Below are 23,866 nucleotides of genomic sequence, written 5' to 3'. Positions count from 1 at the left end.
ACCAATATCATGTTGGCCCGAGACCCTGCAGCGAAGCGAAGCGGCTCATCGGACTCCCCCGGGAAAGCGCCCAGCCGGAACGGAAATCAACCACACGTTATGGTGATGAGCCTAAAATTGCCAATAGAACCATCAATATCGAAGGTAATAGGCACTTAGCTCTTGATTTGAATTGGTATAGTATTGTATAATCACAGTTAAAATGTGAACTTAAATGCATTGACCGGGAAGTAGTAAAGATTGTGAATGGACGACAGGGAGCGCAGGCCGGAGATTGAGAGCTAGCGCCGTACCAATGCAGTTTTGAATTCATCCCGCGAGCAGCTACCGGGACCAGCGAAATGCTGTAAAGGTACGCCGGCTTTAATCTAGTCGTTATGTCAATGAAGTGATTGCTAGGAATTTGCCTTGCAATAACTAGGGTGGTACCGCGAATATGTCCTCGTCCCTTTTTTAGGGGCGAGTTTTTTTATGCCATCAACCAAATTGGCATTGATTTGAACAAGGAGGGTTTATTACATGGAAGAGCAATTAAAGCAATTAGAGCAAGAAGCACTTGCTAAAATTGAAGCGGCTGCAAATTTAAAGGAATTAAATGATGTGCGAGTAGCATATCTAGGGAAAAAAGGACCTATCACGGATTTATTAAAAGGGATGGGGAAATTATCAGCTGAGGAACGCCCAAAAATGGGTGCCTTAGTCAATACGGTTCGTGAAAATGTAACGGCTGTATTAGAGGAAAAGGTAACTGTGCTAGAGGAAGCAGCAATTGCTGAAAAATTAGCAAGTGAGTCGATTGATGTCACTTTACCTGGTCGTGAAATTAAAGTTGGCAATCGTCATCCATTAACACGCGTTATTGAAGAAATTGAAGATTTATTTATCGGTATGGGCTATGAAATTGCAGAAGGTCCAGAAGTGGAAAAGGATTATTATAACTTCGAGGCACTGAACTTACCGAAGGGACATCCTGCTCGTGATATGCAAGATTCGTTCTATATTTCCGAGGAAATATTACTACGTACACAAACATCACCTGTTCAAGCTCGCACTATGGAGGCAAAAAAAGGTGAATCAATTCGCATTATTTGCCCAGGGAAAGTATTCCGTCGAGACAACGATGATGCTACACACTCGCACCAATTCATGCAAATTGAAGGGTTAGTAATTGGTGAAAATATTCGCATGAGTGACCTTAAAGGTACGCTTGATACATTAGCGAAAAAAATGTTCGGTGCAGACCGCGAAATTCGACTTCGTCCAAGCTTCTTCCCATTCACAGAGCCATCTGTTGAAATGGATATTTCATGCTTCAAATGTGGTGGTTCAGGCTGTAACATTTGTAAAGGAACAGGCTGGATTGAAATTTTAGGCGCTGGTATGGTACATCCAAGAGTACTAGAAATGTCTGGCTATGATCCGAAGAAAGTGTCAGGCTTTGCATTCGGTATTGGTGCTGAGCGTATCGCAATGTTGAAATATGGTGTCGACGATATTCGTCATTTCTATACAAATGACTCACGTTTCTTATCACAATTCGAGCGAACAGAGGCGTAAGGGGGATAAAAGATGTTAGTATCATTAGAATGGTTAAAAGATTATGTAAATACACAAGATTTAGCGACTGAAGAGTTAGCTGAAAAAATTACGCGTTCTGGAATTGAAGTAGATGCAGTAATTGACCGTGCTAACGGCATGGATAAAGTTGTTGTCGGCTATATCGTATCAAAAGAGAAACATCCTGAAGCAGATAAATTAAATATTTGCCAAGTGGATGTTGGTGAAGCTGAACCACAACAAATTATTTGTGGTGCTCCAAACGTTGATGCTGGTCAAAAAGTTATTGTCGCTCGTCCAGGTGCACATTTACCAGGCGGCATTAAAATAAAAAAAGCAAAACTTCGTGGACATGAATCAAACGGTATGATTTGTTCATTACAAGAATTAGGAATCGAAGGGAAACTTGTTCCTAAAGCATATTCTGAAGGTATTTATGTGCTTCCAGAGGGTGCTGAGGTAGGTTCGGATGCCCTTGCTATTTTAGGTTTACGTGACACAGTGTTAGAGCTTGGTTTAACACCAAACCGCTCAGACGCACTGTCAATGCTAGGTGTGGCGTATGAAGTTGGCGCAATTCTTTCAGAAGAAGTGAAGTATCCAGAAATCGCCTACAGCACATCTTCTGAAAAAGCTGAAGATTTGTTTAAGCTTCGCGTAGAAGATTTACAAGCAAACCCAATGTATGTAGCAAAAGTTGTGAAAAACGTAAAAATAGCGGAATCACCAATGTGGCTACAAAATCGTTTGATGGCAGCAGGCGTACGCCCACACAATAATGTTGTCGATGTAACGAACTACATTTTAATGGAATACGGTCAACCGCTTCATGCCTTTGACTACGATAGTCTTGCAACAGGTGAAATCGTAGTGCGTAAAGCAACAGAAGGCGAAAAAATTACTACTTTAGATGACCAAGAGCGTACATTAAAAGCAACAGATTTAGTCATTACAAATGGCAAAGAGCCAGTAGCTATCGCAGGTGTAATGGGTGGTGCAAACTCTGAGGTAAATGATTCTACAACAACGGTTGTCATCGAATCTGCTTACTTCGACGGTTTAACTGTACGTCAAACATCACGTCATCTTGGACTTCGTTCAGATGCTTCTGCTCGTTTTGAAAAGGGTGTTGACCCTAACCGTGTGTTATCTGCTGCAGAACGTGCTGCAGCACTACTAGCTGAATTAGCTGGCGGTGAAGTGTTAGAGGGAACATGCATCGTGGATGAACTAGATAAATCACCAGCACGTGTTGTCGTTTCTCCAGATTTTATTAATGAACGTTTAGGCATGAAAATTTCATTAGAAGAAATGTTGACTATTTTGGAGCGACTTAAATTTGGCGTAGAAGCAGCAAATGGTTTGCTAATCGTTGATGCACCAACACGTCGTCAAGATATTAAAATTGAAGAAGATATTGTAGAAGAAATTGCTCGTTTATACGGCTATGATGAAATCCCAATGACTTTACCAGAGGGAGCAAACCAAGTAGGGCGTCTAACTCCATATCAAGCAAATCGTCGTGTAGTTCGTAACTACATGGAAGGAGCAGGCCTTTACCAAGCTGTCACTTACTCATTAACTTCAGATGCATTGTCACAACGCTTTGCATTGAAAGCTGAACCAGTAACACGTTTACTAATGCCGATGAGCGAGGACCGTTCAACACTACGTCAAAGTCTTATCCCACATTTAATTGAAGCTGCTGCGTATAATGTTGCGCGTAAAGCTGACAATGTGGCATTGTATGAAATCGGTTCAGTTTTCCTTGGGCAATCAGAAGAGGGGCTACCATATGAGGAAGAGCATGTGGCGGCAGTAGTAACAGGAAAATGGCTTGACCATGCTTGGCAAGGGGAGAAAAAAGCAGTAGATTTCTTCGTCTTAAAAGGTATTGTAGAAGGTGTTATCGGTAAGCTTGGTTTAGAGGATCGTATTTCATTTGTGAAAGCTGAAGTAGATGGATTACACCCAGGACGTACTGCTAGCATTCTTTTAGACGGTGAACAAGTGGGCATTATCGGTGGATTACATCCAGCAGAGCAAAAAACATGGGGTGTAAAAGACACATATGTAATGGAAATGAATCTAGTAACATTATTAAATGCTAATGCAAAAGAAGCACCTCTTGGTTATACACCTGTGCCTCGCTTCCCAGCAATGTCTCGTGATATTGCACTTATCATGGACCGTACAACAACAGCTGGAGAAGTTATTGCTGCGATTCGCTCAGCAAGCGTGAAATTATTGAAAGACGTTCGTGTATTCGACGTATATGAAGGTGAAAAAATGGAGGCTGGTAAAAAATCAGTTGCATTCTCTCTAACATACTTCGATCCAGAACGTACTTTAACAGATGAAGAAGTTGTTGCAGCACATAACAAAGTGTTAAAAGCTATTGCAACAATTGAAGGTACAGAAGTACGCTAATTTAATAATAATTTTGTAAGCTGTCTCGTAGTGAGGCAGCTTTTTGTTTTGTTAACCTCATACAACTGCTACAAGTAGTTTTTGCAGAAAGTGTGAGAAAAGTAAGGCACGGGAGAGAAGATACTCTAAGCTAATTCTCAATTTAAGTTTTTCATCAATATTTAGAAATAACAAAAAATAAAATTTTTATCTATATTATGTGTATAGTAAGTTTTGGATAGAAAAATTTACTATGGGGTGGTAGTTATTATGAAAAATCATCGAAAAAGAAGAGGCTTTTCCGTACGAGCCCGATTAATATGGGCGTTTACTTTGACACTTTTAATCCCCAGCATTGCTATTGGTACGTTTTCATATTTGAAGGCTTCTGATCAATATTATAAGGAATTAAGTAAAAGCTCACGCGAAAATGTCGATTTATTAAATACACTAATTTCAAATGAGATATCACCTATTCAAAGTGATGTGGAGTATTTAGCTGCTTCTTTTAATAAGAATGTGCAAGATGCAGATGCTTTAAAGGAATTAGAAAAATATAATGCTTTACATAGCAATGTCTCTGTTGTCAATTTGGCAATTGAGGGGCACAAATTTATGCGTGAACCACAAGCTGAATCCTCAACTGATTATGATCCATTTACGCGACCATGGTACTTAACGGCTATTGAATCACCTGGCAAAAACGTTATGATTGATCCATATAAATCAACGATTACAGGTGAATTAATATTAGCAGTATCAGCTGGTTTACAGGATCGTTCAGGAGTTATTTCTATTGGTCTAAATTTAGACGGAATTTCCGAGCTAGTGAATTCAGTGGAAATAGGTGATAATGGCTATGCTACATTAGTAAATGCCAATAATCTTATTATTGCTGATCCGGAGTTAGAGGCAGGATCGGAGCTTAAAAAGTCATATATAGAAAAGATGCAAGGAAAAGAAGATGGTAGTTTTACCATTAAGGAAGATGGAAAAGAGTATCAAGTGTTTTTTACTACCAATAAACTAACAGGTTGGAAAATTGTTGGTACTATGGATTTAGCAGATGTAGCAACTGTCACAAAACCAATTTTAACAAACACTATGACAGTCATTCTTATTGCTCTTATCATATTTGGAATCATTGGTGCCTTCATTATAAGATCAATCATTCACCCATTACAAAAGTTGTCAACAGTAGCTGAGCAGGTAGGAGACGGTGATTTACGTAATTTAATTGAAATTAAAAGACATGATGAGATAGGTAAATTGGCGGATATATTCAATAAAATGATTCTATCTTTACGTGGTGTAGTTGGTAACATTGGTGAGGAATCAAATCAGTTAGCTGCATCATCGGAGGAACTTACAGCCAGTACATCAGAAAATAAACGAGCTACATCGCAAATTGTTGATTCCATTCAAACATTTGCTGAAACGGTTGATTTGCAAGCCGAAACAATTAATGATAGCACTAACGCTGTACTTGAAATGTCTTCATCCATTCAGCAAATTGCAGTAAAGTCCGATACCGTTAATGAGATGTCGAATAAAGCAATGGAGGCTGTTGTGATAGGAGACAAAACTATTCAAACAGCAATTGGCCAAATGAAAATGATTCAAAGTACTGTCCAAGCACTTGAAAACACAGTACAAACACTAAGTGAACGTTCTAATGAAATCGGACGTATTGTAGAGGCCATTACGCAAATTGCTGATCAAACAAATCTTTTAGCTTTAAATGCTGCAATTGAAGCTGCTCGTGCAGGTGAGCATGGAAAAGGTTTTGCAGTTGTTGCTGATGAGGTGCGAAAGCTTGCTGAGCAATCCGCACAATCAACAATGCAAATAAAAGATATCATTGATTATATTCAAGCCGATACAAAACTAGCGGTTGAATCAATGTCTGCTGGTTCAGCTGAGGTATTAAAGGGAATTGATGTAACAAATATGGCAGGAAAGTCATTCAAAGAAATTAGTGATAATGTACAAAGCGTAACCTATGAAATAGGACAAATTTCAGAGACAGCAAAAGTTATTTCTGAACACTCCAATCAAGTGGCAATGGGTATTGAAAGTGTACTTCAGCGAACAAATGAAAATACAGCAAGTGCACAAAATATTTCCGCCGCAACAGAGGAACAGCTTGCTTCTATGGAAGAAATCGCTGCATCGGCTGAAGCCCTTGCTAAAATGTCTGAAAATCTACAACAAACAATTAGACAGTTTAAATATTAAGCTAAACAAAAATCTGGTCATAATAAGTTTTTGATATAAAGAATTTCGCTAACTACAATAGAGAACAAGTTGTATATAACTTGTAATCTGCTGGAGTATAGCGAAATTTTTTTGTCTAATAGACCAATTTTATTTCATCTTTTTAGCTTTCTCAGTATTCGCAAAATGCCATTTCGTAATGGAGCGTAAAAATTCCTCACCTTGTTTCCGCCAAATGCGTGCTGCTAACGCATCTACTTTCGCTGAAGCTCCCTTCAATAACTCTATTCCAGCAATCTCGCTCAGTCGGTCCATTTCTTTTAAAAATGCAGCACGAGCTAATATCGATGCAGTTGCTACGGAAAGATGTAATTGCTCGGCCTTGGTAGAAAATAGCACATCCTCTCGAACAATATCGCGTTCATTTTTTAAGTAATTGTAATAAACGCCGCGTTCCGCAAACTGATCTATCAAAATATGCTCTGGTTTTTCTGGCGCCATTTTTGCCAGTGCATTTTTAAGTGCCCGATTATGCATCATAGCTTTCATCTTACCTTGAGAGTAACCTCGTGCTTGTAATTCGTTATATTTTTCATTGCGTAGTACAAGTACACTATGGACGCAAGCTGCACGTAGATCAGGTGCTATTTTACGCATGTAATCATCCGTTAGCATTTTTGAGTCTTTGACACCAAGTTCGTTTATAAGCGCAATTTTTGATGATGGAACATATACGGCTGCAACTGTTATTGGGCCGAAATAATCACCAGTACCAGTTTCGTCTGAGCCTAGCACCGACATCGTAGCAAAACCTTCTGGAAGAACATCGCCCTTTGCTCCTATCGACGATGATTTTTGTGTGTTTTTTACTTCTATGTTTCCCCAGCGTGCAGCTTCTCGTTCAGCTCCTCCCCCTTGGAACATTAATTTACCTGATTTGTACATCGTAATTGCTGTATCTGGGAGCTTTGCGGCAAAGATTACACCTGGAGCTTTACGCTCTACAAAATGGTTTGCATAGTAAGACATCACCTCTTTTTGTATATTTGTTGATATGGAAAGTACAATATTTGACATTTACTCGTTCCTTTCTGTCCTCGTTGTTCACAATTTTATACCTTTCATGTTATGATAATAAATAGCTTTTTTGTGTAAGCTGCTCACAATAAAAAAATTCGTGAGCACAAAAATTTTAAAGGAGGGTGCGACTATGGAAAATCAAGAAAAGAATAAAATTTCTGTGGAAATCTACGGTCATACATATAAAATGGTCGGCTCTGAATCCATGGGACATATGCGACTTGTCGCTTCGATTGTTGATGACCGTATGCGCGAAATGAATGTACATAATCCCTCTCTTGATAGCACAAAGCTTGCCGTTCTTACAGCAGTAAATACCGTTCACGATTATTTACTATTAAAAGAACAAATGGAACAATTAGAAGAAGAATTGAAAAAATTAAAGGGTTGAAGTGAATGTTAGATTTAATCATATTAGCGGTGCTATTAGCCGGGCTCATTGTTGGTGCAAAACGTGGTTTCATTGTTCAGATGATGCATATCGTTAGCTTTATAGTTGCCCTAATAGTTGCGTATATCTATTATAAACCATTAGCACAAAAATTTGTGTTTTGGGTTCCGTATCCAGGTGTAACGGATTCAGGTAGTCTTGGAGTAGTTATTGATAGCCTGGATTTAGACCGCACTTTTTACCGTGTCATTGCATTTGCAGTTATTTTCTTTGCGGTGAAAATTACAATGCAAATTGTGGCATCGATTTTTGATTTTATAGCGTATTTACCTGTGTTAGGTACAGTGAATCGCTGGCTTGGAGCATTGTTTGGCATGATTGAAAACTATTTAATTATGTTTATTTTGCTGTACATTCTTGCTTTATTGCCAGTTGCTTCTATTCAAAGTTTAATGTCGAAGTCGTTGTTAAGTGGTCTCATTTTGGAACACACCCCAATTATTACAAGTATGTTCCAAAATTGGTGGTATATTTATATGCAATAGCAAACTGTGCACTTCTCTCGGTTTTGAGGGAAGTGTTTTTACGATAGGAGGAATTCCCAATGAACAAAAAAACAATTATTCGTACATTTGAAAAAATTGCATTGTATATGGAATTACAAGGGGAAAATCCATTCAAAGTGTCTGCCTTTCGAAAAGCTGCTGCCGCACTTGAGGGAGACGAGCGCTCATTAAGTGAGATGGAGGATGTAACAAAGCTTAAAGGTATAGGTAAAGGTACAGCGGCTGTTATTGAGGATTTAATGACAAATGGTGAATCAAGCTTATTAAAGGAATTAGAAGAAATTGTACCAAAAGGATTGCTCCCGCTATTAAAACTTCCAGGCTTAGGTGGTAAAAAAATTGCTAAGCTTCATCAAGAGTTAGGGGTCGATTGTGCGGAAAGTTTAAAGTCTGCTTGTGAGGAAGGTAAAGTTCGTGAGCTAGCAGGCTTTGCGGCAAAAACTGAAGAAAAAATTTTAAAGGAACTTGCAAATTTAGCAAATCGATCAGAACGTTTACCGATTTGGCAGCTGGAGCCAGTTGTTTTACAAATTGAAGCTCTTCTAGGTAGTATGGAAGAAGTGGAACGTTTTTCTGTTGCTGGAAGCTTCCGTCGTGCAACTGAAACAAGTAAAGATATTGATTTTATTGTTGTAACCGAAGCAGTTGAAACTGTACGTGAAAAGCTACTGAATGAGCTTTCTGTACAAGAAGTCGTAGCAGCTGGTGATACAAAAATTTCAGTTATTTTAGATCTAGATGAGCCTGTAAGTGTAGATTTCCGATTAGTAAGAGATGTTGAATATGCAACGGCCTTGCATCATTTCACAGGCTCAAAAGATCACAATGTACGCATGCGTCAAATTGCTAAAGCCCGTGGTGAAAAAATTAGTGAATATGGTGTAGAGCAGGCTGATGGCACCGTATTAACGTTTAAGGATGAAGAAGAATTTTTTGCGCATTTTGATTTACCATTTATCCCGCCGAGTTTGCGTACAGGAACAACGGAATTTGACAAAACAGATGACATTAAAAGTCTAGTGAAAATAGAAGATATGAAAGCAGATTTGCATATGCATACGACTTGGTCTGATGGTGCATACTCTGTAGCTGAAATGGGCAAGGCATTGATAGCGCGTGGCTATCAATATAGTGTTATTACTGACCATTCACAATTTTTAAAAGTAGCGAATGGTCTAACGCCGGAGCGCTTAACAAAGCAACGTGCTGAAATTGAGACATTTAATGAAGCACATCCAGATTTCCATTTATATGCGGGGACAGAAATGGATATTTTGCCGGATGGTTCCCTAGATTTTGAAGATGAGGTGCTAAGAGAATTAGATTTCGTAATTGCCTCTATTCGCTCTAGCTTTACACAATCGCAGGACAAAATTATGGCACGTTTACTGACGGCAATGCAAAATCCGTACGTTCATATGATTGCACATCCAACTGGTCGCATTATTGAGGATCGTAATGGCTATAATCCTGATATGGGGCAATTAATTTCGTGGGCAAAGGAATATGGTAAAATTTTAGAGTTAAATGCGAATCCATATCGTCTTGATTTATGTGTTGATCATTTAGAAATGGCTTTGGCAGCTGGTGTGCCCGTAGCAATCAATACGGATGCCCATGATATTGCTCATTTACGCTTTATGGATATTGGGGTGCGCTACGCAAACAGAGCATGGTTGAAAAAGGATATGATTGTGAATACATGGACGCGAGAACAGTTTGAAGCGTTTATTCGACGAAATAAATAGGTTGAGGAGGTGTTCTCGGTGATCGCAGAACGCGCATTGAAAACACTAGAATATGATAAAGTACGTCAGCAAGTGGCTACATACTGTACTTCTTCAATCGGTAAATCAGCGGTTGATGAACTTGTACCACAGACAGACTATGAAAAAGTTGTACAATTATTAGAAGAAATGGATGAAGGACTATCCATTTTACGTGTTAAAGGCAATGTGCCGATGGGTGGAATTTTTGATGTGCGACCAGCTGCAAGGCGTGCACAAATCGGTGGCATGCTGTCAGCGATGGAACTAATGGAAGTTTCAAGTACAATTCGAGCTAGTAGAATTCTTCGTAATTTTATCGAAGATATAGAATCAGAAGAAGTGATTGAGATTCCTCATTTCATCGCCAAAAAGGAAGTAATGCCTGTTTTGACAGGCTTGCAACATGAAATTAATAACTGTATTGATGACAATGGCTCAGTGCTAGACTCTGCTAGCCAAACTTTGCGTTCAATTCGCCAGTCTTTGCGCGCTGAGGAAGCTAAAGTACGTTCTAAGCTAGAAAGCCTTATACGTGGGAGTAATGCTTCAAAAATGCTCTCAGATACACTTGTAACGATTCGTAATGATCGCTTTGTTATTCCCGTTAAGCAAGAGTATCGTCATCATTATGGTGGAATTGTGCATGACCAATCATCTTCTGGCCAAACATTATTTATCGAGCCAGATTCGATTGTACAAGCGAATAATGAAATTCATCGATTAAAAATGAAAGAGCAAGCTGAAATTGAACGTATCTTACTTGCCTTAAGTGCAATGGTAGAGGAAGTAGCTCCAGATTTATTTAACTTAGTAAAAGTACTAGGTGAGATTGACGTCATTTTAGCTAAAGGCAAATACGGTCAAGCGAACAAATGTACAATGCCTAAAATGAATAACGACGGCTATATTCGACTTGTTCGTGCACGTCATCCACTTTTACCAATTGAAACGGCGGTTGCTAATGATATTGAATTTGGGAAAGACATTACGGCAATTGTGATTACAGGACCAAACACGGGTGGTAAAACCGTCACTTTAAAAACAGTTGGACTATGTACATTAATGGCACAGGCTGGGTTACCAGTGCCTGCACTTGATGGTTCAGAGCTTGCTGTTTTCAAGCAGCTTTTTGCAGATATTGGAGATGAACAGTCAATTGAGCAATCATTGTCAACATTCTCCTCTCATATGGTCAACATAGTAGATATCTTACAAAAGTTTGATGACGAATCACTCGTTCTATTTGATGAATTAGGTGCCGGGACAGACCCTCAGGAAGGGGCAGCTCTGGCCATCTCCATTTTAGATGAAGTACATGGTCGTGGCGCCCGCGTTATGGCAACAACGCACTATCCTGAGCTAAAAGCATATGGCTATAATCGTCCAGGAGTTGCCAATGCAAGTGTAGAGTTTGATATTGAGACATTGAGTCCAACATACCGTCTACTTATTGGTGTACCAGGCCGCTCTAATGCATTTGAAATTTCAAGTCGCCTGGGCTTACCAGAATCGATTATTGACCGTGCGAAAAGCTTTACAGGTACAGATCGCCATGAAGTAGAGTCAATGATTGCTTCACTTGAAGAGACTCGTCGCCAATCCGAAGATGATGCAGAACGCTCTCATGAATTAATGATAGAGTCTGAAGCCCTACGAAAAGAGCTACAAGAAAAACTACAAGCTTACGATGACCGCAAAGAAGCACTCGATAAAAAAGCAAAAGAGAAGGCTCGTAAAATTGTTGATGAAGCAAAAAGAGAAGCAGAATCAATTATTGCTGAGCTTCGAGAAATGCGCAAAAATGCAGACCAAGTTGTCAAAGAGCATGAACTCATAGAAGCACGTAAACGATTGGAAGAAGCTACACCACTTGAAAACAATAAAGTGCTAAAAAAAGCGGCACAAGTAAAGGCTCGTGCACAAAACTTAGTTGTCGGAGACGAGGTAAAGGTGTTAAGCTATGGACAACGGGGTACATTGCTCGAAAAAGTATCAGATATCGAATGGGTTGTCCAAATGGGTATTTTGAAAATGAAAATCTCGGATAGTGATCTAGAGTACATTAAACCCGAAAAAGAACCTGTTCAACGTATGGCTGGTGTGAAAAATCGCAATAGCCAAGTGAAATTAGAATTAGATTTACGCGGCGAACGGTATGAAGATGCCATCATACGTACGGAAAAATATATTGATGATGCCTTGCTTGCTAACTATGGGCGTGTATCAATTATTCATGGTGTCGGTACAGGTGCATTACGTCAGGGAATTCAAAGCTATTTGAAAAAGCATAAGCGTGTAAAATCCTTCCGTTTTGGTGAAGCGGGCGAGGGAGGATTAGGTGTCACGGTTGTGGAATTGAAATAAGCAGTAAAGGGGACGGAGAAAAATGCTGAATTCTAGCTTTTGGCGATATCCAATTATCGAAACGGCGGGATATTTTAGTGTTGTTGTATTATGTTTAGTCGTCTCGATGGCATTGTTCGAAGTCGTTACGAAATATAAAAACTGGGAAGAAATTAAAAATGGTAATATCGCTGTGGCACTTGCAACCGGCGGGAAAATACTGGGGATCTGTAATATTTTTCGTTTTTCCATTGCGCGCCATAGCACTTTAAGTGAAATGATTGGCTGGGGCCTCTTTGGTTTTACATTACTGATTGTGGCGTATTTTTTATTCGAATTTATGACCCCACGTTTTAATGTTGATCAAGAAATCGCAAACGATAATCGCTCAGTCGGTTTCATTTCCTTTACCATTTCACTCGGTCTATCGTTTGTTATTGGGGCAAGTATTGCATAGGAGTGTAATGACATGGAAAAATTAGCAAAAGTACTAATCGTTGTCTGCATCGCATTTTTGGCAGTCGGTGTCTATTATATGATGACCCTTTAAGCAAAAAACGCATCCTTTTATGAGGATGCGTTTTTTTATGGGTAAAGAGAAGAATTGCTCGAGTGTCTAGCGACGGAAAGAAGTCAAAGCGACGGAAAGAAGAGTCAGGGCGACGGAACGAAAGGTCAAAGCGACGGAAAGAAGAGTCAGTGCGACGGAACGAAAGGTCAAAGCGACGGAAAGAAGAGTCAGGGCGACGGAACGAAAGGTCAAAGCGACGGAAAGAAGAGTCAGGGCGACGGAAAGAAGAGCCAGAGCGACGGAACGAAAGGTCAAAGCGACGGAAAGAAGGCAGGGCGACGGAAAGAATAGCCAGAGCGACGGAAAGAAGGCAGGGTGACGGAAAGAAGAGTCAAAGCGACGGAAAGAAGAGCCAGAGCGACGGAACGAAAGGTCAAAGCGACGGAAAGAAGGCAGGGCGACGGAAAGAATAGCCAGAGCGACGGAACGAAAGGTCAAAGCGACGGAAAGAAGGCAGGGCGACGGAAAGAAGAGTCAAAGCGACGGAAAGAATAGCCGAAGTGACGGAAAGGTGTTAAGAACTACTCAGGCCCGAAGAGAGCCCCCTCAGGTTGAGTGTGTAACCGCCCCAATAAATAAAAAACTACTATACCCTCAAAAAAAATCATAAGTTACATCATCCTCATATTAACTCTATCTAAAAATAATACTAAAACCTATTAATATTCCTTCATCTATCTAAAAAGTTATCATTAAAAAAATATTTTTGGAATATAGAAATATTAACTCAGTTTTGTGCATGAAAAAAGAAAGAATGAATGAGTATTCATACGCTCTGTCGATCAAAAATCCTAAGAAATACAGTTATATAAATGTTGTTAAACGCATAATAATTAATCGAAAATGCACTTATTTTCTATTTTGTGTTTGAAAGAGTATTTCTTTTTCATTATAATTAAAATAAGAGTTTACAAATTTGGGGCAAAGGGAGAGGACGTATGACAACAAAACCATGGCTAAAAAATTATCCTGAAGAAATACCATCGTCTTTAACGTTTGAGGAAATTCCTGTGCAAGAGTTTTTGACACGTGCCTATAAAAAGAATCCATCCAAAGTTGCGATTCATTTTATGGGAAAGGATTTGACGTACACTGAGCTATATGATTCAGCGCTAAGGTTCGCAAACTATTTACAAGCCCTTGGAGTAGAGAAGGGAGATCGAGTAGCTATTATGCTGCCAAACTCACCGCAAAGTGTAATCGCTTACTACGGGGCAATGTATGCTGGAGCGATTGTCGTACAAACAAATCCACTTTATACTGAGCGTGAACTTCAATATCAAATGGCTGATTCAGGTGCGAAAGTTATTTTATTGATGGATATTTTGTATCCACGTGTTATGAAAATCATAAAAGAAACTGCACTTGAAAATGTAATTGTCACGGCTATTAAAGATTATTTACCATTTCCAAAAAATTTGGTTTATCCCTATATTCAAAAAATGCAGTACGGTTTTAGTGTAAAGGTTGAACATAGTGGTCAAAATCATTTATTTACAGAAATTATGCGCTCAGCGCCCATCAAAATGATTGATATTCCATTTGATTTTGAAGAGGACGTAGCATTGCTTCAATATACAGGTGGAACGACTGGCTTCCCTAAAGGTGTAATGTTGACCCATAAAAACTTAATTGCTAATACAACAATGTGTGATGCGTGGATGTATAAATGTGTACATGGCGAGGAAACCATTATGGGCATACTGCCATTCTTCCATGTTTATGGTATGACGGCTGTTATTTTATTATCCGTATTCACGCAAAATAAGATGGTGTTATTACCAAAGTTTGATGCAGAGACAGCGTTAAAAACAATTGATAAGCAAAAGCCAACACTATTCCCAGGTGCACCGACTTTATATATTGGTTTATTAAATCATCCGGATATTGCAAAGTACGACTTGTCGTCTATCAAAGCATGCATAAGTGGATCCGCTTCATTGCCTGTAGAGGTGCAGGAGAAATTTGAAGCGGCAACAGGGGGAAAACTTGTCGAAGGATATGGATTAACAGAAACTTCTCCTGTCACACATTCAACACCTATTTGGGGTAAGCGTGTCATGGGCTCGATTGGTTTACCTTGGCCAAATACGGATTCAATAATTTTACGTGCAGGGGATGCTGAGGTGCTTCCAGTCGGTGAGGTTGGTGAAATAGCTGTAAAGGGTCCTCAGGTTATGAAAGGCTATTGGAATCGCCCTGAGGATACTGCAGCGGCGTTCGTAGATGGCTGGTTTTTAACAGGCGATCTTGGCTATATGGACGAGGAAGGCTATTTCTATGTAGTTGATCGTAAAAAAGATATAATTATTGCAGGTGGTTTTAATATTTACCCTCGTGAGGTAGAAGAAGTACTATATGAGCGCGAAGAAATCCAAGAATGTGTTGTTGCTGGTATACCTGACCCGTATCGTGGAGAAACAGTAAAAGCTTATATTGTTTTAAAAGAAGGATATTCGATTACAGAAGACGAATTAAATAAATATTGCCGTCAAAACTTAGCTGCTTTCAAAGTTCCTCGTTATTATGAGTTTAGAGATGAGCTACCGAAAACAGCTGTTGGAAAAATTTTGCGTCGCGCATTAGTTGATGAAGAAAAAACGAAATTAGTGAATAAAGAAGCAAAATAAATACGTGGTAAAGTATTGACAAGCAAAGATGTAAATTATAATATGAAAATATGAATGAATGACCATTCATATTTTCATGTTTTTTTAGGTTACCACGTCATATCCTTACCAATATATCAGTTTGAGATGGCTGGTCATTGAAGGATGACATCATGTATCGAGCATGAATGTAGACGTGTGCAAGTTTTTTTAGGTGGTGATATAAAAGTGAAACGTGATAAGCCGAAATATAAGCAAATTATTGATGCAGCTGTCATCGTTATTGCAGAAAATGGGTATCACCAAGCACAGGTATCGAAGATTGCTAAACAGGCAGGGGTGGCCGACGGAACTATCTATTTATATTTTAAAAATAAAGAAGATATATTAATTTCTGTCTTTAATGAAAAAATGGCTGTTTTTGTAGAGTCATTACAAGATATAATAGAAAATGGAAGTACGTCTAAGGACAAACTTTCACGAATGATAGAAAATCATTTTAATGTTCTAGCGACAGATCGATACCTAGCAACCGTCACACAATTAGAACTACGACAATCGAACAAAGATTTACGACTGAAGATCAATTCGGTGTTAAGAGAGTATTTACAATTACTTGATCAAATTTTAATTGAAGGTATGCTATCAGGTGAGTTCAATCAAACAATGGATGTACGCTTGGCACGTCAAATGGTATTTGGAACAATTGACGAAACCATTACGTCGTGGGTCATGAATGAATATCGATATGATTTGATAGAACAGGTTCCAAAAGTTCAGGCACTAATCCTGAACGGCATTAAAGCTTAAAAGGATGTGGAGAAATGGAATTTCTAAGTTGGAAAGCAGAGGATGGAGTAGCGATTATTACAATTGCACGCCCACCAGCAAATGCATTATCTCGTGGGATCATTACCGAAGTAAATGCTGTGCTAGATGAAGTAGAAAATGATGACACTGTACGTGTCCTTGTACTTCATGGCGAAGGTCGTTTCTTCTCAGCTGGTGCAGACATTAAAGAATTTACAGAGGTTGGATCTGGTGATGAATTTTCAAAACTAGCGAACAATGGGCAACAAGTTTTTGAGCGAGTTGAATCGTTCTCTAAACCTATTATTGCTGCAATTCATGGTGCTGCACTAGGTGGGGGCCTTGAACTAGCGATGAGCTGTCATCTGCGCTTTGTGACAGAATCTGCGAAATTAGGACTACCTGAATTACAATTAGGTCTTATTCCAGGTTTTGGGGGTACACAACGACTACCTCGATATGTAGGGGTTGCAAAAGCTGCAGAAATGATGTTTACAAGTGAGCCGATTTCTGGTACAGAAGTGGTACAATGGGGTTTAGCGAATCGTGCATTTACAGATGAAGCATTATTGGAAGAAACGCTAAAGGTAGCGAAGAAAATTGCGAAGAAGAGCCCAGTTGCTTTAAAAGCAGCTATTCAAACATTGCAATATGCTAAGCATGCTTCGTTTTATGAAGGTATTGAGGCAGAAGCAAAATCCTTTGGCACAGTATTCGTTTCGGAAGATGCAAAAGAGGGAATTCAAGCATTTATTGAAAAACGCGAGCCTGTGTTTACTGGTAAATAATATTCCATCAGTGTCGATAGCGACTTGAAAGAGTGATATCGACGTTATCGACACTGAAAATATATAATATTTATAAGTTTACTTAGAAATAAAAAACGTTGCAGGAGGTATGGATATATGAATATTTTTGCATTAATTAAACGTACGTTTGATACAGAAGAAAAAATTGTTGTGTCGGGTGGTAAAATCCAAGAGGATGGCGCAGAGTTCATCATCAATCCTTACGATGAATATGCCATTGAAGAGGCAATCCAAGTACGTGACGCTGCTGGCGGTAAAGTAACAGTTGTGTCAATTGGTGGCGAAGATACAGAGAAGCAATTGCGTACAGCTCTTGCGATGGGAGCAGATGAAGCAGTTCTTATTAATACAGAAGACGATCTAGATGAACTGGATCAAAATGCAGCAGCATATATTTTAGCTGAATATTTAAAAGATAAAGATGCTGATTTAATTTTAACAGGAAACGTTGCAATTGACGGAGGCTCTGGTCAAGTAGGACCTCGTGTTGCAGATTTACTAGGTATTAACTATGTAACAACAATTACAAAGCTTGAGATTGACGGAACATCTGCGAAAATTGTACGCGATATTGAAGGTGACTCAGAAGTTATCGAGACATCTTTACCACTTTTAATAACAGCTCAACAAGGTTTAAACGAGCCACGTTACCCATCTTTACCAGGGATCATGAAAGCGAAGAAGAAACCGCTTGCAGAACTTGAGTTAGATGATTTAGATATTGATGAAGATGATGTAGAGGTTAAGGTAGAAACAGTTGATATTTTCTTACCGGCTCAAAAGGCAGCAGGCCGTATTCTAGAAGGCGAACTTTCTGCACAAGTAAAAGAGCTAGTAAACCTACTTCATACAGAGGCGAAAGTAGTTTAAGTCATCTGATGACACAAATCGAATCTTAAAGGGTAACGGAGGGAATATACTATGACAAAAAAAGTATTAGTATTAGGTGAAGTTCGTGAAGGAAGCTTACGTAATGTTTCTTTCGAAGCAATCGCAGCTGCAAAGCAAATCGCAGATGGTGGTGAGGTTGTTGGTGTTCTTTTAGGGGATGCCGTAGCAAACTTAACTGGTCCATTATTTGAATATGGTGCAGACCGTGTTGTAACAGTGGAGCATCCACATTTAAAACAATATACATCTGATGGCTATGGTCAAGCTTTATTAGCAGTAATTGAGGAAGAAAAGCCAACTGGTATCGTATTTGGTCATACTGCAAACGGTAAAGATTTATCACCGAAAATTGCAAGTAAATTACAAGCAGGTCTTGTATCTGATGTAACGTCAATTGAGGGTGCTGGCGATGATGTTGCATTCATCCGTCCAATTTACTCTGGTAAGGCTTTTGAAAAAGTTAAAGTAAAAGACGGTTTGGTTTTAGCTTCAGTTCGTCCAAATAATATTGCACCATTAGAAAAAGTAAGCGGTAAATCAGGTGACATCACTTCTATTACTGTAGATATTACAAACCTTCGTACAATCATTAAAGAAGTAGTACGTAAATCTTCAGAGGGTGTTGATCTTTCTGAGGCAAAAGTAGTTGTAGCAGGTGGTCGTGGCGTAAAATCTGAGGAAGGCTTTGAACCATTAAAAGCGCTAGCAGATTTACTTGGTGGTGCAGTTGGTGCTTCACGTGGTGCATGTGATGCTGAATATTGTGACTACTCACTTCAAATCGGTCAAACAGGTAAGGTAGTAACACCAGACCTTTACATTGCAGCGGGTATTTCTGGAGCGATTCAACACTTAGCTGGTATGTCAAACTCAAAAGTGATCGTTGCGATTAATAAAGATCCAGAAGCAAATATTTTCAAAGTTGCGGACTACGGTATCGTAGGTGATTTATTTGAGGTAGTGCCTCTTTTAATCGAAGAATTTAAAGCGTTAAAAGTGAATGCCTAATTAAATTATCTTCATTCAGCAAATTTACTGAATGAAGATAAAGCCTCCGGCGGATGTCACGGATTTTGAATTGTGCAGGCACAATTCGAAATCCGGACACAATTACGCCAAGGCGAAATTAATATTTGTTTTGTAGCGGGGAGGATGTGTCTTCCCCGCTTTTTTGCGTTCGAATTTTTTGATTTTTTAAAGTTATTGCAAAATAAAATGTTGACATAATTAATTTTAGAACGTATAGTGATGAATATTAATTTAACTTCTTTCAGCGGATCAAACATCTGTACCTGTCGCTACGCTTTCGGTACAAAAAACATCCGCTGAAAGAAGTTAAAGCCTCCGGCGGATGTCATGGAATCGGGAAGGAGTTCTTTGTGCAAGCACAAAGCCGATTCCAGACGCAATTATGCCGAGGCATAATTGATTTTTATAAAGAAACGCAAAGATTAGGAGTAGTAAAAGCTCATTATTTGGTGAAGAGAGCTGCGGGTTGGTGCGACGCAGTCCAATAAGACTTTGAACTTGCCTAGGAGCGGTAAGATAAATGGAATTTGCAGAATATTCTATTTGCTGAACGGTTAACCTTCGTTATTAGGTTTTAAAGCTGGGTTCTAATAGAACCAATTAGAGTGGTACCGCGGTTTGCTTATGGCATATCGTCTCTTCTTTCATTTGATAATGAAGGATCAGACGATATGCCTTTTTTGCGTCTAGGCTAAAGCGCTACATCCTCGAGGTCGCTTCGATCCTCGGGCAAAAGTGGAGGAGCACTTACTTTTGCTTCGGGCTCTCCAGCGCTTGTCGGATGTAAACGAGCACTTTAGCGCATTTGTTGATTTTAGGAGGTAAGGAAATGGAAAATGATAATCAGAAATTACAGAGAACGATGACCTCACGGCATATTACGATGATGGCTTTAGGTGGTGCCATTGGTGCAGGGTTGTTTAAGGGAAGTAGTACAGCCATTGATATGGCAGGACCATCAGTACTTATTGCGTACTTAATTGGTGGGATTATTCTGCTATTTGTTATGCAAGGTTTAGCAGAAATGGCAGTCCGCAATAGCGAAGCGAGAACATTTAGAGATTTAGTGCAAGCCGTTTTAGGAAAGTATCCAGCTTATTTCCTAGATTGGATTTATTGGAAAATGTGGGTGTTAAATATTGCGGCGGAATCTATAGTGGCGGCCATTTTTATTCAGTATTGGTTGCCAGATTATCCAATTTGGATACTTGCATTATCTGTTTCGGTGTTAGTTACAGCCATTAACTTGTTATCGGTGAAAGTTTTTGCTGAAACTGAGTATTGGCTGGCGTTAATAAAAATTACCGTTATTGTGGTGTTCATCATAGCGGGACTAATTTTATTGCTTGTTACTTTTGGTAATCATACAGCTGTTGGTTTTTCAAATTTAACGGAGCATGGTGGTTTCTTCCCGAACGGATCAATGGGGTTGATTGCTGCAATGCTTGTAGTTATTTATTCTTATGGTGGTACTGAAATTATTGGTATTACATTAGCGGAAACGAAAAATCCAGAGAAAGTAGTGCCAAAAGCTGTTCGCAGTACATTAGTACGTATCGTGACTTTTTATTTAATTCCTTTCTTTATTATCGTTAGTTTGATTCCTTGGAATGAAGTAAACGGGGTGCCAGAAAGTCCGTTTGTAATGGTTTTTAAAATGATTGGGATTCCTGGTGCTGACCATATTATGAACGCTGTTGTTCTACTTGCTATTATTTCATCAATGAACTCGGGACTTTATGGTTCATCACGTGTTCTGTATACACAAGCTGTGGACGGGCGTGTACCTAAAATCTTTGCCCATTTATCAAAAAGAAAAGTTCCGGTATATGCCATATTAGCGTGTACGTTAGCTTTATATATGGCTGTAATATTTTCTTTATTTGCGGGAAGCAAAACTTTTGATTTCTTAATGGGTTCACTTGGATATACCGTGTTATTTATTTGGTTAATTATTGCGATTGCACATCTGAAATCGCGTAAAAAACAGCCGGAAAAAACAAGTACCTATGCAGTAAAATTGTTCCCTTATACAACTTGGATCGCTATTATTGCGTTAAGTGCAATCCTGATTGGTATTATTTTTACAACATCTATTATCGTAACAGGTATTACATTAGCTATTTATCTCTTTATTACGTTAACGTATGTCTTTAAAGGTCGTTTTCAAGAGAATGAGGCTTAATAACAAAATCAACTAATGCCTTTTCCGACCTTATTTTTCATAAATTTTGCATACTAGGCAGATTGTTCGCTCAAGAGAATTTATCCATGCTATACTACAAACATAGTAAGTTTAAGGAGGATTTCAAATGGCAATTGTACATGCAACAGATGCAACTTTCCAAGACGATATTAAAGAAGGTTTAGTACTAGTAGACTTTTGGGCTGCTTGGTGCGGACCATGTAAAATGATTGGACCAGTTCTTGAAGAAATGGATGCTGCAGGTAGTGCGGCTAAAATTGTAAAAGTAGATGTAGATAACAACCAAGGTACTGCAGCGCAATACCAAATTATGTCTATCCCATCATTACTTTTATTCAAAGACGGTGAATTAGTAGATAAAACTGTTGGTTTCCAACCAAAAGAAGCGTTAGAAGCATTTATCGCAAAACATGCTTAATTTGTAAGAAAAAAAGAGTCAAGCCATCAATATGATGTGCTTGGCTTTTTTTCGTTATATAATATAGAGGAAAAGCGAACGTTATATTTGAGAATAGACAAATCTTTATTTGCTTTTTTAGAAAAAGGGGGCAGGTAGGCGATGAATGATTTAATTAAACGAAAGCTTGAAATTTTACCAGATCAGCCTGGCTGCTATTTGATGAAAGATCGACAAGGAACTATTATTTATGTCGGGAAGGCAAAAGTGCTGAAAAATCGAGTACGCTCGTATTTTACTGGTACGCATGAAGGGAAAACACAGAGACTTGTAAGCGAAATAGAAGACTTTGAGTACATTGTGACATCTTCCAATATTGAAGCTTTAATTTTAGAGCTTAATCTTATAAAACTACATGATCCGAAGTACAATATTATGCTAACGGATGATAAAACGTATCCGTATTTAAAAATTACAAATGAGAAACATCCACGTCTTATTACAACACGAAAAGTGAAAAAGGATAAGGCGAAATATTTTGGGCCATATCCGAATGCGTATGCAGCAAGTGAGACAAAAAAGTTGCTAGATCGTTTGTATCCTCTGCGAAAATGTGTACAACTCCCTACCAAGGTTTGCTTGTATTATCACATGGGGCAATGTCTAGCCCCTTGTGTGAAGGATATTGAAGCTGACATTTACCATGAGATGATTGAGGATATGACAAAATTTTTAAATGGTGGGGTTGAGGAAGTCAAAAAGGAGCTAGAAGTAAAAATGCTAGCGGCCGCAGAAAATTTAGAGTTTGAGCGTGCAAAAGAATTTCGCGATCAAATTGCACATATCGATACAGTCATGCAAAAGCAAAAAATCGTATCAAGTGATACAACGAATCGTGATGTATTTGGCTATGCCGTCGAGAAGGGTTGGATGTGTGTTCAAGTTTTCTTTGTTCGTCAAGGAAAGCTTATAGAGCGAGATGTCTCGATTTTCCCGGTTTATCAAGAGGCAGAAGAGGAATTTTTAACGTTTGTTGGACGATTTTACGAGAAGCTAGAGCACATTAAACCTAAGGAGATTTTTATCCCACAATCTATTGATGCAGATATTTTAACGGAATTACTAGAAGTTAAGGTACTGACACCAAAACGTGGGCAAAAAAAAGAGCTAGTTGAATTAGCGACGAAAAATGCTGAAATTGCTGTAGCAGCAAAGTTCCAACTTATTGAACGTCAGGAAGAGCGCACAATAGGAGCGTGTGAGGCGCTCGGTGAAGCGATGGGCATTTCTACGCCGTTACGGATTGAAGCCTTCGATAATAGTCATATGCATGGGACAGATGCTGTATCTGCAATGGTTGTATTTATCGATGGAAAACCTGCGAAGAAGGAGTATCGAAAATACAAAACACGTACCGCCGCCAAGCACGATGATTACGGGGCAATGCAAGAAGTAATACGTCGTCGATACACACGTGTATTAAAAGATGGTCTACCTTTACCGGATTTAGTACTAATAGATGGTGGGAAGGGGCAAATGGAAGTCGCGCGTGAAGTATTAGAGGATGAGCTCGGCCTTGTCATTCCAATTGCCGGATTAGCAAAAGATGAAAAGCACAATACGTCACAGCTTCTATTTGGTGATCCACCAGAAGTTATTGCGTTAAAACGTACAAGTGATGGATTCTACTTATTACAACGAATTCAGGATGAAGTACACCGCTTTGCTATAACCTTCTTACGACAGCAGCATGAGAAACACGCTATACAATCTGTCCTCGATAATATAGAGGGAATTGGTCCGAAGCGAAAACAACAATTACTCAAGCATTTTGGCTCTGTCAAAAAAATTCGTGAGGCAAGTATGCAGGCATTACAGGAAGCCGGGATGCCTGCTAATCTTGCTAGCAATATTCATGCTTATTTTCATTCAGCAGAAGACTCTCACCTCTAAAGGTAGTGAGATGAATGCAGATGGAATTCCTTTTCAGTGGATGTACAAACACCTACTGAATGAAAATGAAGCCTTCGGACGCATTGTTTATCTGCGCGAAAGCGAAGCGTCAGCGGCAAATGTCTTCTGCGCGAAAGCGAAGCGTCAGCGGCAATTACGCCAAGGCGAAATTGATTTTCGACAAGACACATTGTCAAAGGATTGGACGTATGCTAAGGTTGTATATAACATTGCTCTTCAATAAAGCGATGTTATATAC

Annotated in this window: 19 protein-coding genes and 1 other annotated feature; of the genes, 17 read left to right on the top strand and 2 right to left on the bottom strand. The window is 39.1% G+C overall.

The features are described 5' to 3' along the window. Nucleotides 1-519: 519 nt before the first annotated feature. From pheS to ACMZ42_RS14560, 3 genes are all read left to right on the top strand, one after another. Complete coding sequence (gene pheS / locus ACMZ42_RS14570) at nt 520-1,557, top strand: phenylalanine--tRNA ligase subunit alpha (protein WP_402868440.1); 1,038 nt, start codon at nt 520-522, stop codon at nt 1,555-1,557. A gap of 12 nt (nt 1,558-1,569) precedes the next feature. Continuing rightward, on the top strand, nt 1,570-3,987 hold the full coding sequence (gene pheT, locus ACMZ42_RS14565) for a phenylalanine--tRNA ligase subunit beta (protein WP_415731887.1): 2,418 nt from the start codon (nt 1,570-1,572) through the stop codon (nt 3,985-3,987). Nucleotides 3,988-4,236: 249 nt separating this feature from the next. Further along, complete coding sequence (locus ACMZ42_RS14560; protein WP_415731886.1) at nt 4,237-6,204, top strand: methyl-accepting chemotaxis protein; 1,968 nt, start codon at nt 4,237-4,239, stop codon at nt 6,202-6,204. Between the two features lie 129 nt (nt 6,205-6,333). Here the strand turns inward: ACMZ42_RS14560 and rnhC are convergent, their stop codons facing one another. After that, complete coding sequence (gene rnhC, locus ACMZ42_RS14555; RefSeq protein WP_370075583.1) at nt 6,334-7,260, bottom strand: ribonuclease HIII; 927 nt, start codon at nt 7,258-7,260, stop codon at nt 6,334-6,336. Between the two features lie 133 nt (nt 7,261-7,393). On the opposite strand from rnhC, the gene zapA reads away from it, so the two are divergent. Genes zapA through ACMZ42_RS14530 form a run of 5 tightly spaced genes read left to right on the top strand, consistent with a single transcriptional unit; the run spans nt 7,394 to nt 12,789 of the window. Further along, nucleotides 7,394-7,654, top strand: a complete 261-nt coding sequence (gene zapA, locus ACMZ42_RS14550; RefSeq protein ID WP_370075581.1) for a cell division protein ZapA — start codon at nt 7,394-7,396, stop codon at nt 7,652-7,654. A gap of 5 nt (nt 7,655-7,659) precedes the next feature. Further along, nucleotides 7,660-8,199 (top strand): CvpA family protein, encoded by a 540-nt coding sequence (locus ACMZ42_RS14545; RefSeq protein ID WP_370075579.1) that lies wholly within the window; start codon nt 7,660-7,662, stop codon nt 8,197-8,199. A gap of 59 nt (nt 8,200-8,258) precedes the next feature. Further along, nucleotides 8,259-9,968 carry a DNA polymerase/3'-5' exonuclease PolX gene (gene polX / locus ACMZ42_RS14540; RefSeq protein WP_415731885.1) on the top strand — a complete coding sequence of 570 codons (1,710 nt, stop codon included), beginning with the start codon at nt 8,259-8,261 and terminating at the stop codon, nt 9,966-9,968. An 18-nt stretch (nt 9,969-9,986) separates the two neighbouring features. Then, nucleotides 9,987-12,353 (top strand): endonuclease MutS2, encoded by a 2,367-nt coding sequence (locus tag ACMZ42_RS14535; RefSeq protein ID WP_415731884.1) that lies wholly within the window; start codon nt 9,987-9,989, stop codon nt 12,351-12,353. Nucleotides 12,354-12,375: 22 nt separating this feature from the next. Next, nucleotides 12,376-12,789: a DUF350 domain-containing protein gene (locus ACMZ42_RS14530; RefSeq protein ID WP_132357141.1), complete on the top strand. Its 414-nt coding sequence runs from the start codon at nt 12,376-12,378 to the stop codon at nt 12,787-12,789. 159 nt (nt 12,790-12,948) lie between these two features. Here ACMZ42_RS14530 and ACMZ42_RS14525 read toward each other — a convergent pair whose 3' ends face one another. Further along, entirely contained in the window at nt 12,949-13,341 is a 393-nt protein-coding gene (locus ACMZ42_RS14525; RefSeq protein WP_415731883.1) for a hypothetical protein, read from the bottom strand. A 500-nt stretch (nt 13,342-13,841) separates the two neighbouring features. On the opposite strand from ACMZ42_RS14525, the gene ACMZ42_RS14520 reads away from it, so the two are divergent. From ACMZ42_RS14520 to ACMZ42_RS14480, 9 genes are all read left to right on the top strand, one after another. Beyond that, nucleotides 13,842-15,533, top strand: a complete 1,692-nt coding sequence (locus ACMZ42_RS14520) for an AMP-binding protein (RefSeq protein ID WP_415731882.1) — start codon at nt 13,842-13,844, stop codon at nt 15,531-15,533. Nucleotides 15,534-15,740: 207 nt separating this feature from the next. Next, on the top strand, nt 15,741-16,322 hold the full coding sequence (locus ACMZ42_RS14515; protein ID WP_049667778.1) for a TetR/AcrR family transcriptional regulator: 582 nt from the start codon (nt 15,741-15,743) through the stop codon (nt 16,320-16,322). A gap of 14 nt (nt 16,323-16,336) precedes the next feature. Then, on the top strand, nt 16,337-17,110 hold the full coding sequence (locus ACMZ42_RS14510) for an enoyl-CoA hydratase (protein WP_415731881.1): 774 nt from the start codon (nt 16,337-16,339) through the stop codon (nt 17,108-17,110). 117 nt (nt 17,111-17,227) lie between these two features. Beyond that, nucleotides 17,228-18,001, top strand: a complete 774-nt coding sequence (locus ACMZ42_RS14505) for an electron transfer flavoprotein subunit beta/FixA family protein (RefSeq protein WP_049667561.1) — start codon at nt 17,228-17,230, stop codon at nt 17,999-18,001. 51 nt (nt 18,002-18,052) lie between these two features. Continuing rightward, nucleotides 18,053-19,030: an electron transfer flavoprotein subunit alpha/FixB family protein gene (locus ACMZ42_RS14500; RefSeq protein WP_370075571.1), complete on the top strand. Its 978-nt coding sequence runs from the start codon at nt 18,053-18,055 to the stop codon at nt 19,028-19,030. Between the two features lie 430 nt (nt 19,031-19,460). Continuing rightward, nucleotides 19,461-19,694: a binding site (T-box leader), on the top strand. Between the two features lie 186 nt (nt 19,695-19,880). After that, complete coding sequence (locus ACMZ42_RS14495; protein WP_415731880.1) at nt 19,881-21,236, top strand: amino acid permease; 1,356 nt, start codon at nt 19,881-19,883, stop codon at nt 21,234-21,236. 127 nt (nt 21,237-21,363) lie between these two features. Further along, nucleotides 21,364-21,675: a thioredoxin gene (trxA, locus tag ACMZ42_RS14490; protein WP_004226420.1), complete on the top strand. Its 312-nt coding sequence runs from the start codon at nt 21,364-21,366 to the stop codon at nt 21,673-21,675. Between the two features lie 141 nt (nt 21,676-21,816). Further along, a complete protein-coding gene (gene uvrC / locus ACMZ42_RS14485) occupies nt 21,817-23,607 on the top strand; it encodes an excinuclease ABC subunit UvrC (protein ID WP_415731879.1) in 1,791 nt (596 codons plus the stop codon). A gap of 10 nt (nt 23,608-23,617) precedes the next feature. Then, the gene (locus tag ACMZ42_RS14480; protein ID WP_415731878.1) at nt 23,618-23,851 is read left to right on the top strand and encodes a hypothetical protein; all 234 of its coding nucleotides are present in this window, start codon (nt 23,618-23,620) and stop codon (nt 23,849-23,851) included. Nucleotides 23,852-23,866: the final 15 nt, after the last annotated feature.

The sequence above is a fragment of the Lysinibacillus sp. NPDC056185 genome, assembly GCF_047737915.1.
Lineage (GTDB): Bacteria > Bacillota > Bacilli > Bacillales_A > Planococcaceae > Lysinibacillus.
Note: the sequence above shows the minus strand (reverse complement) of the source record. Positions and strands in the feature narration are given on the sequence as shown.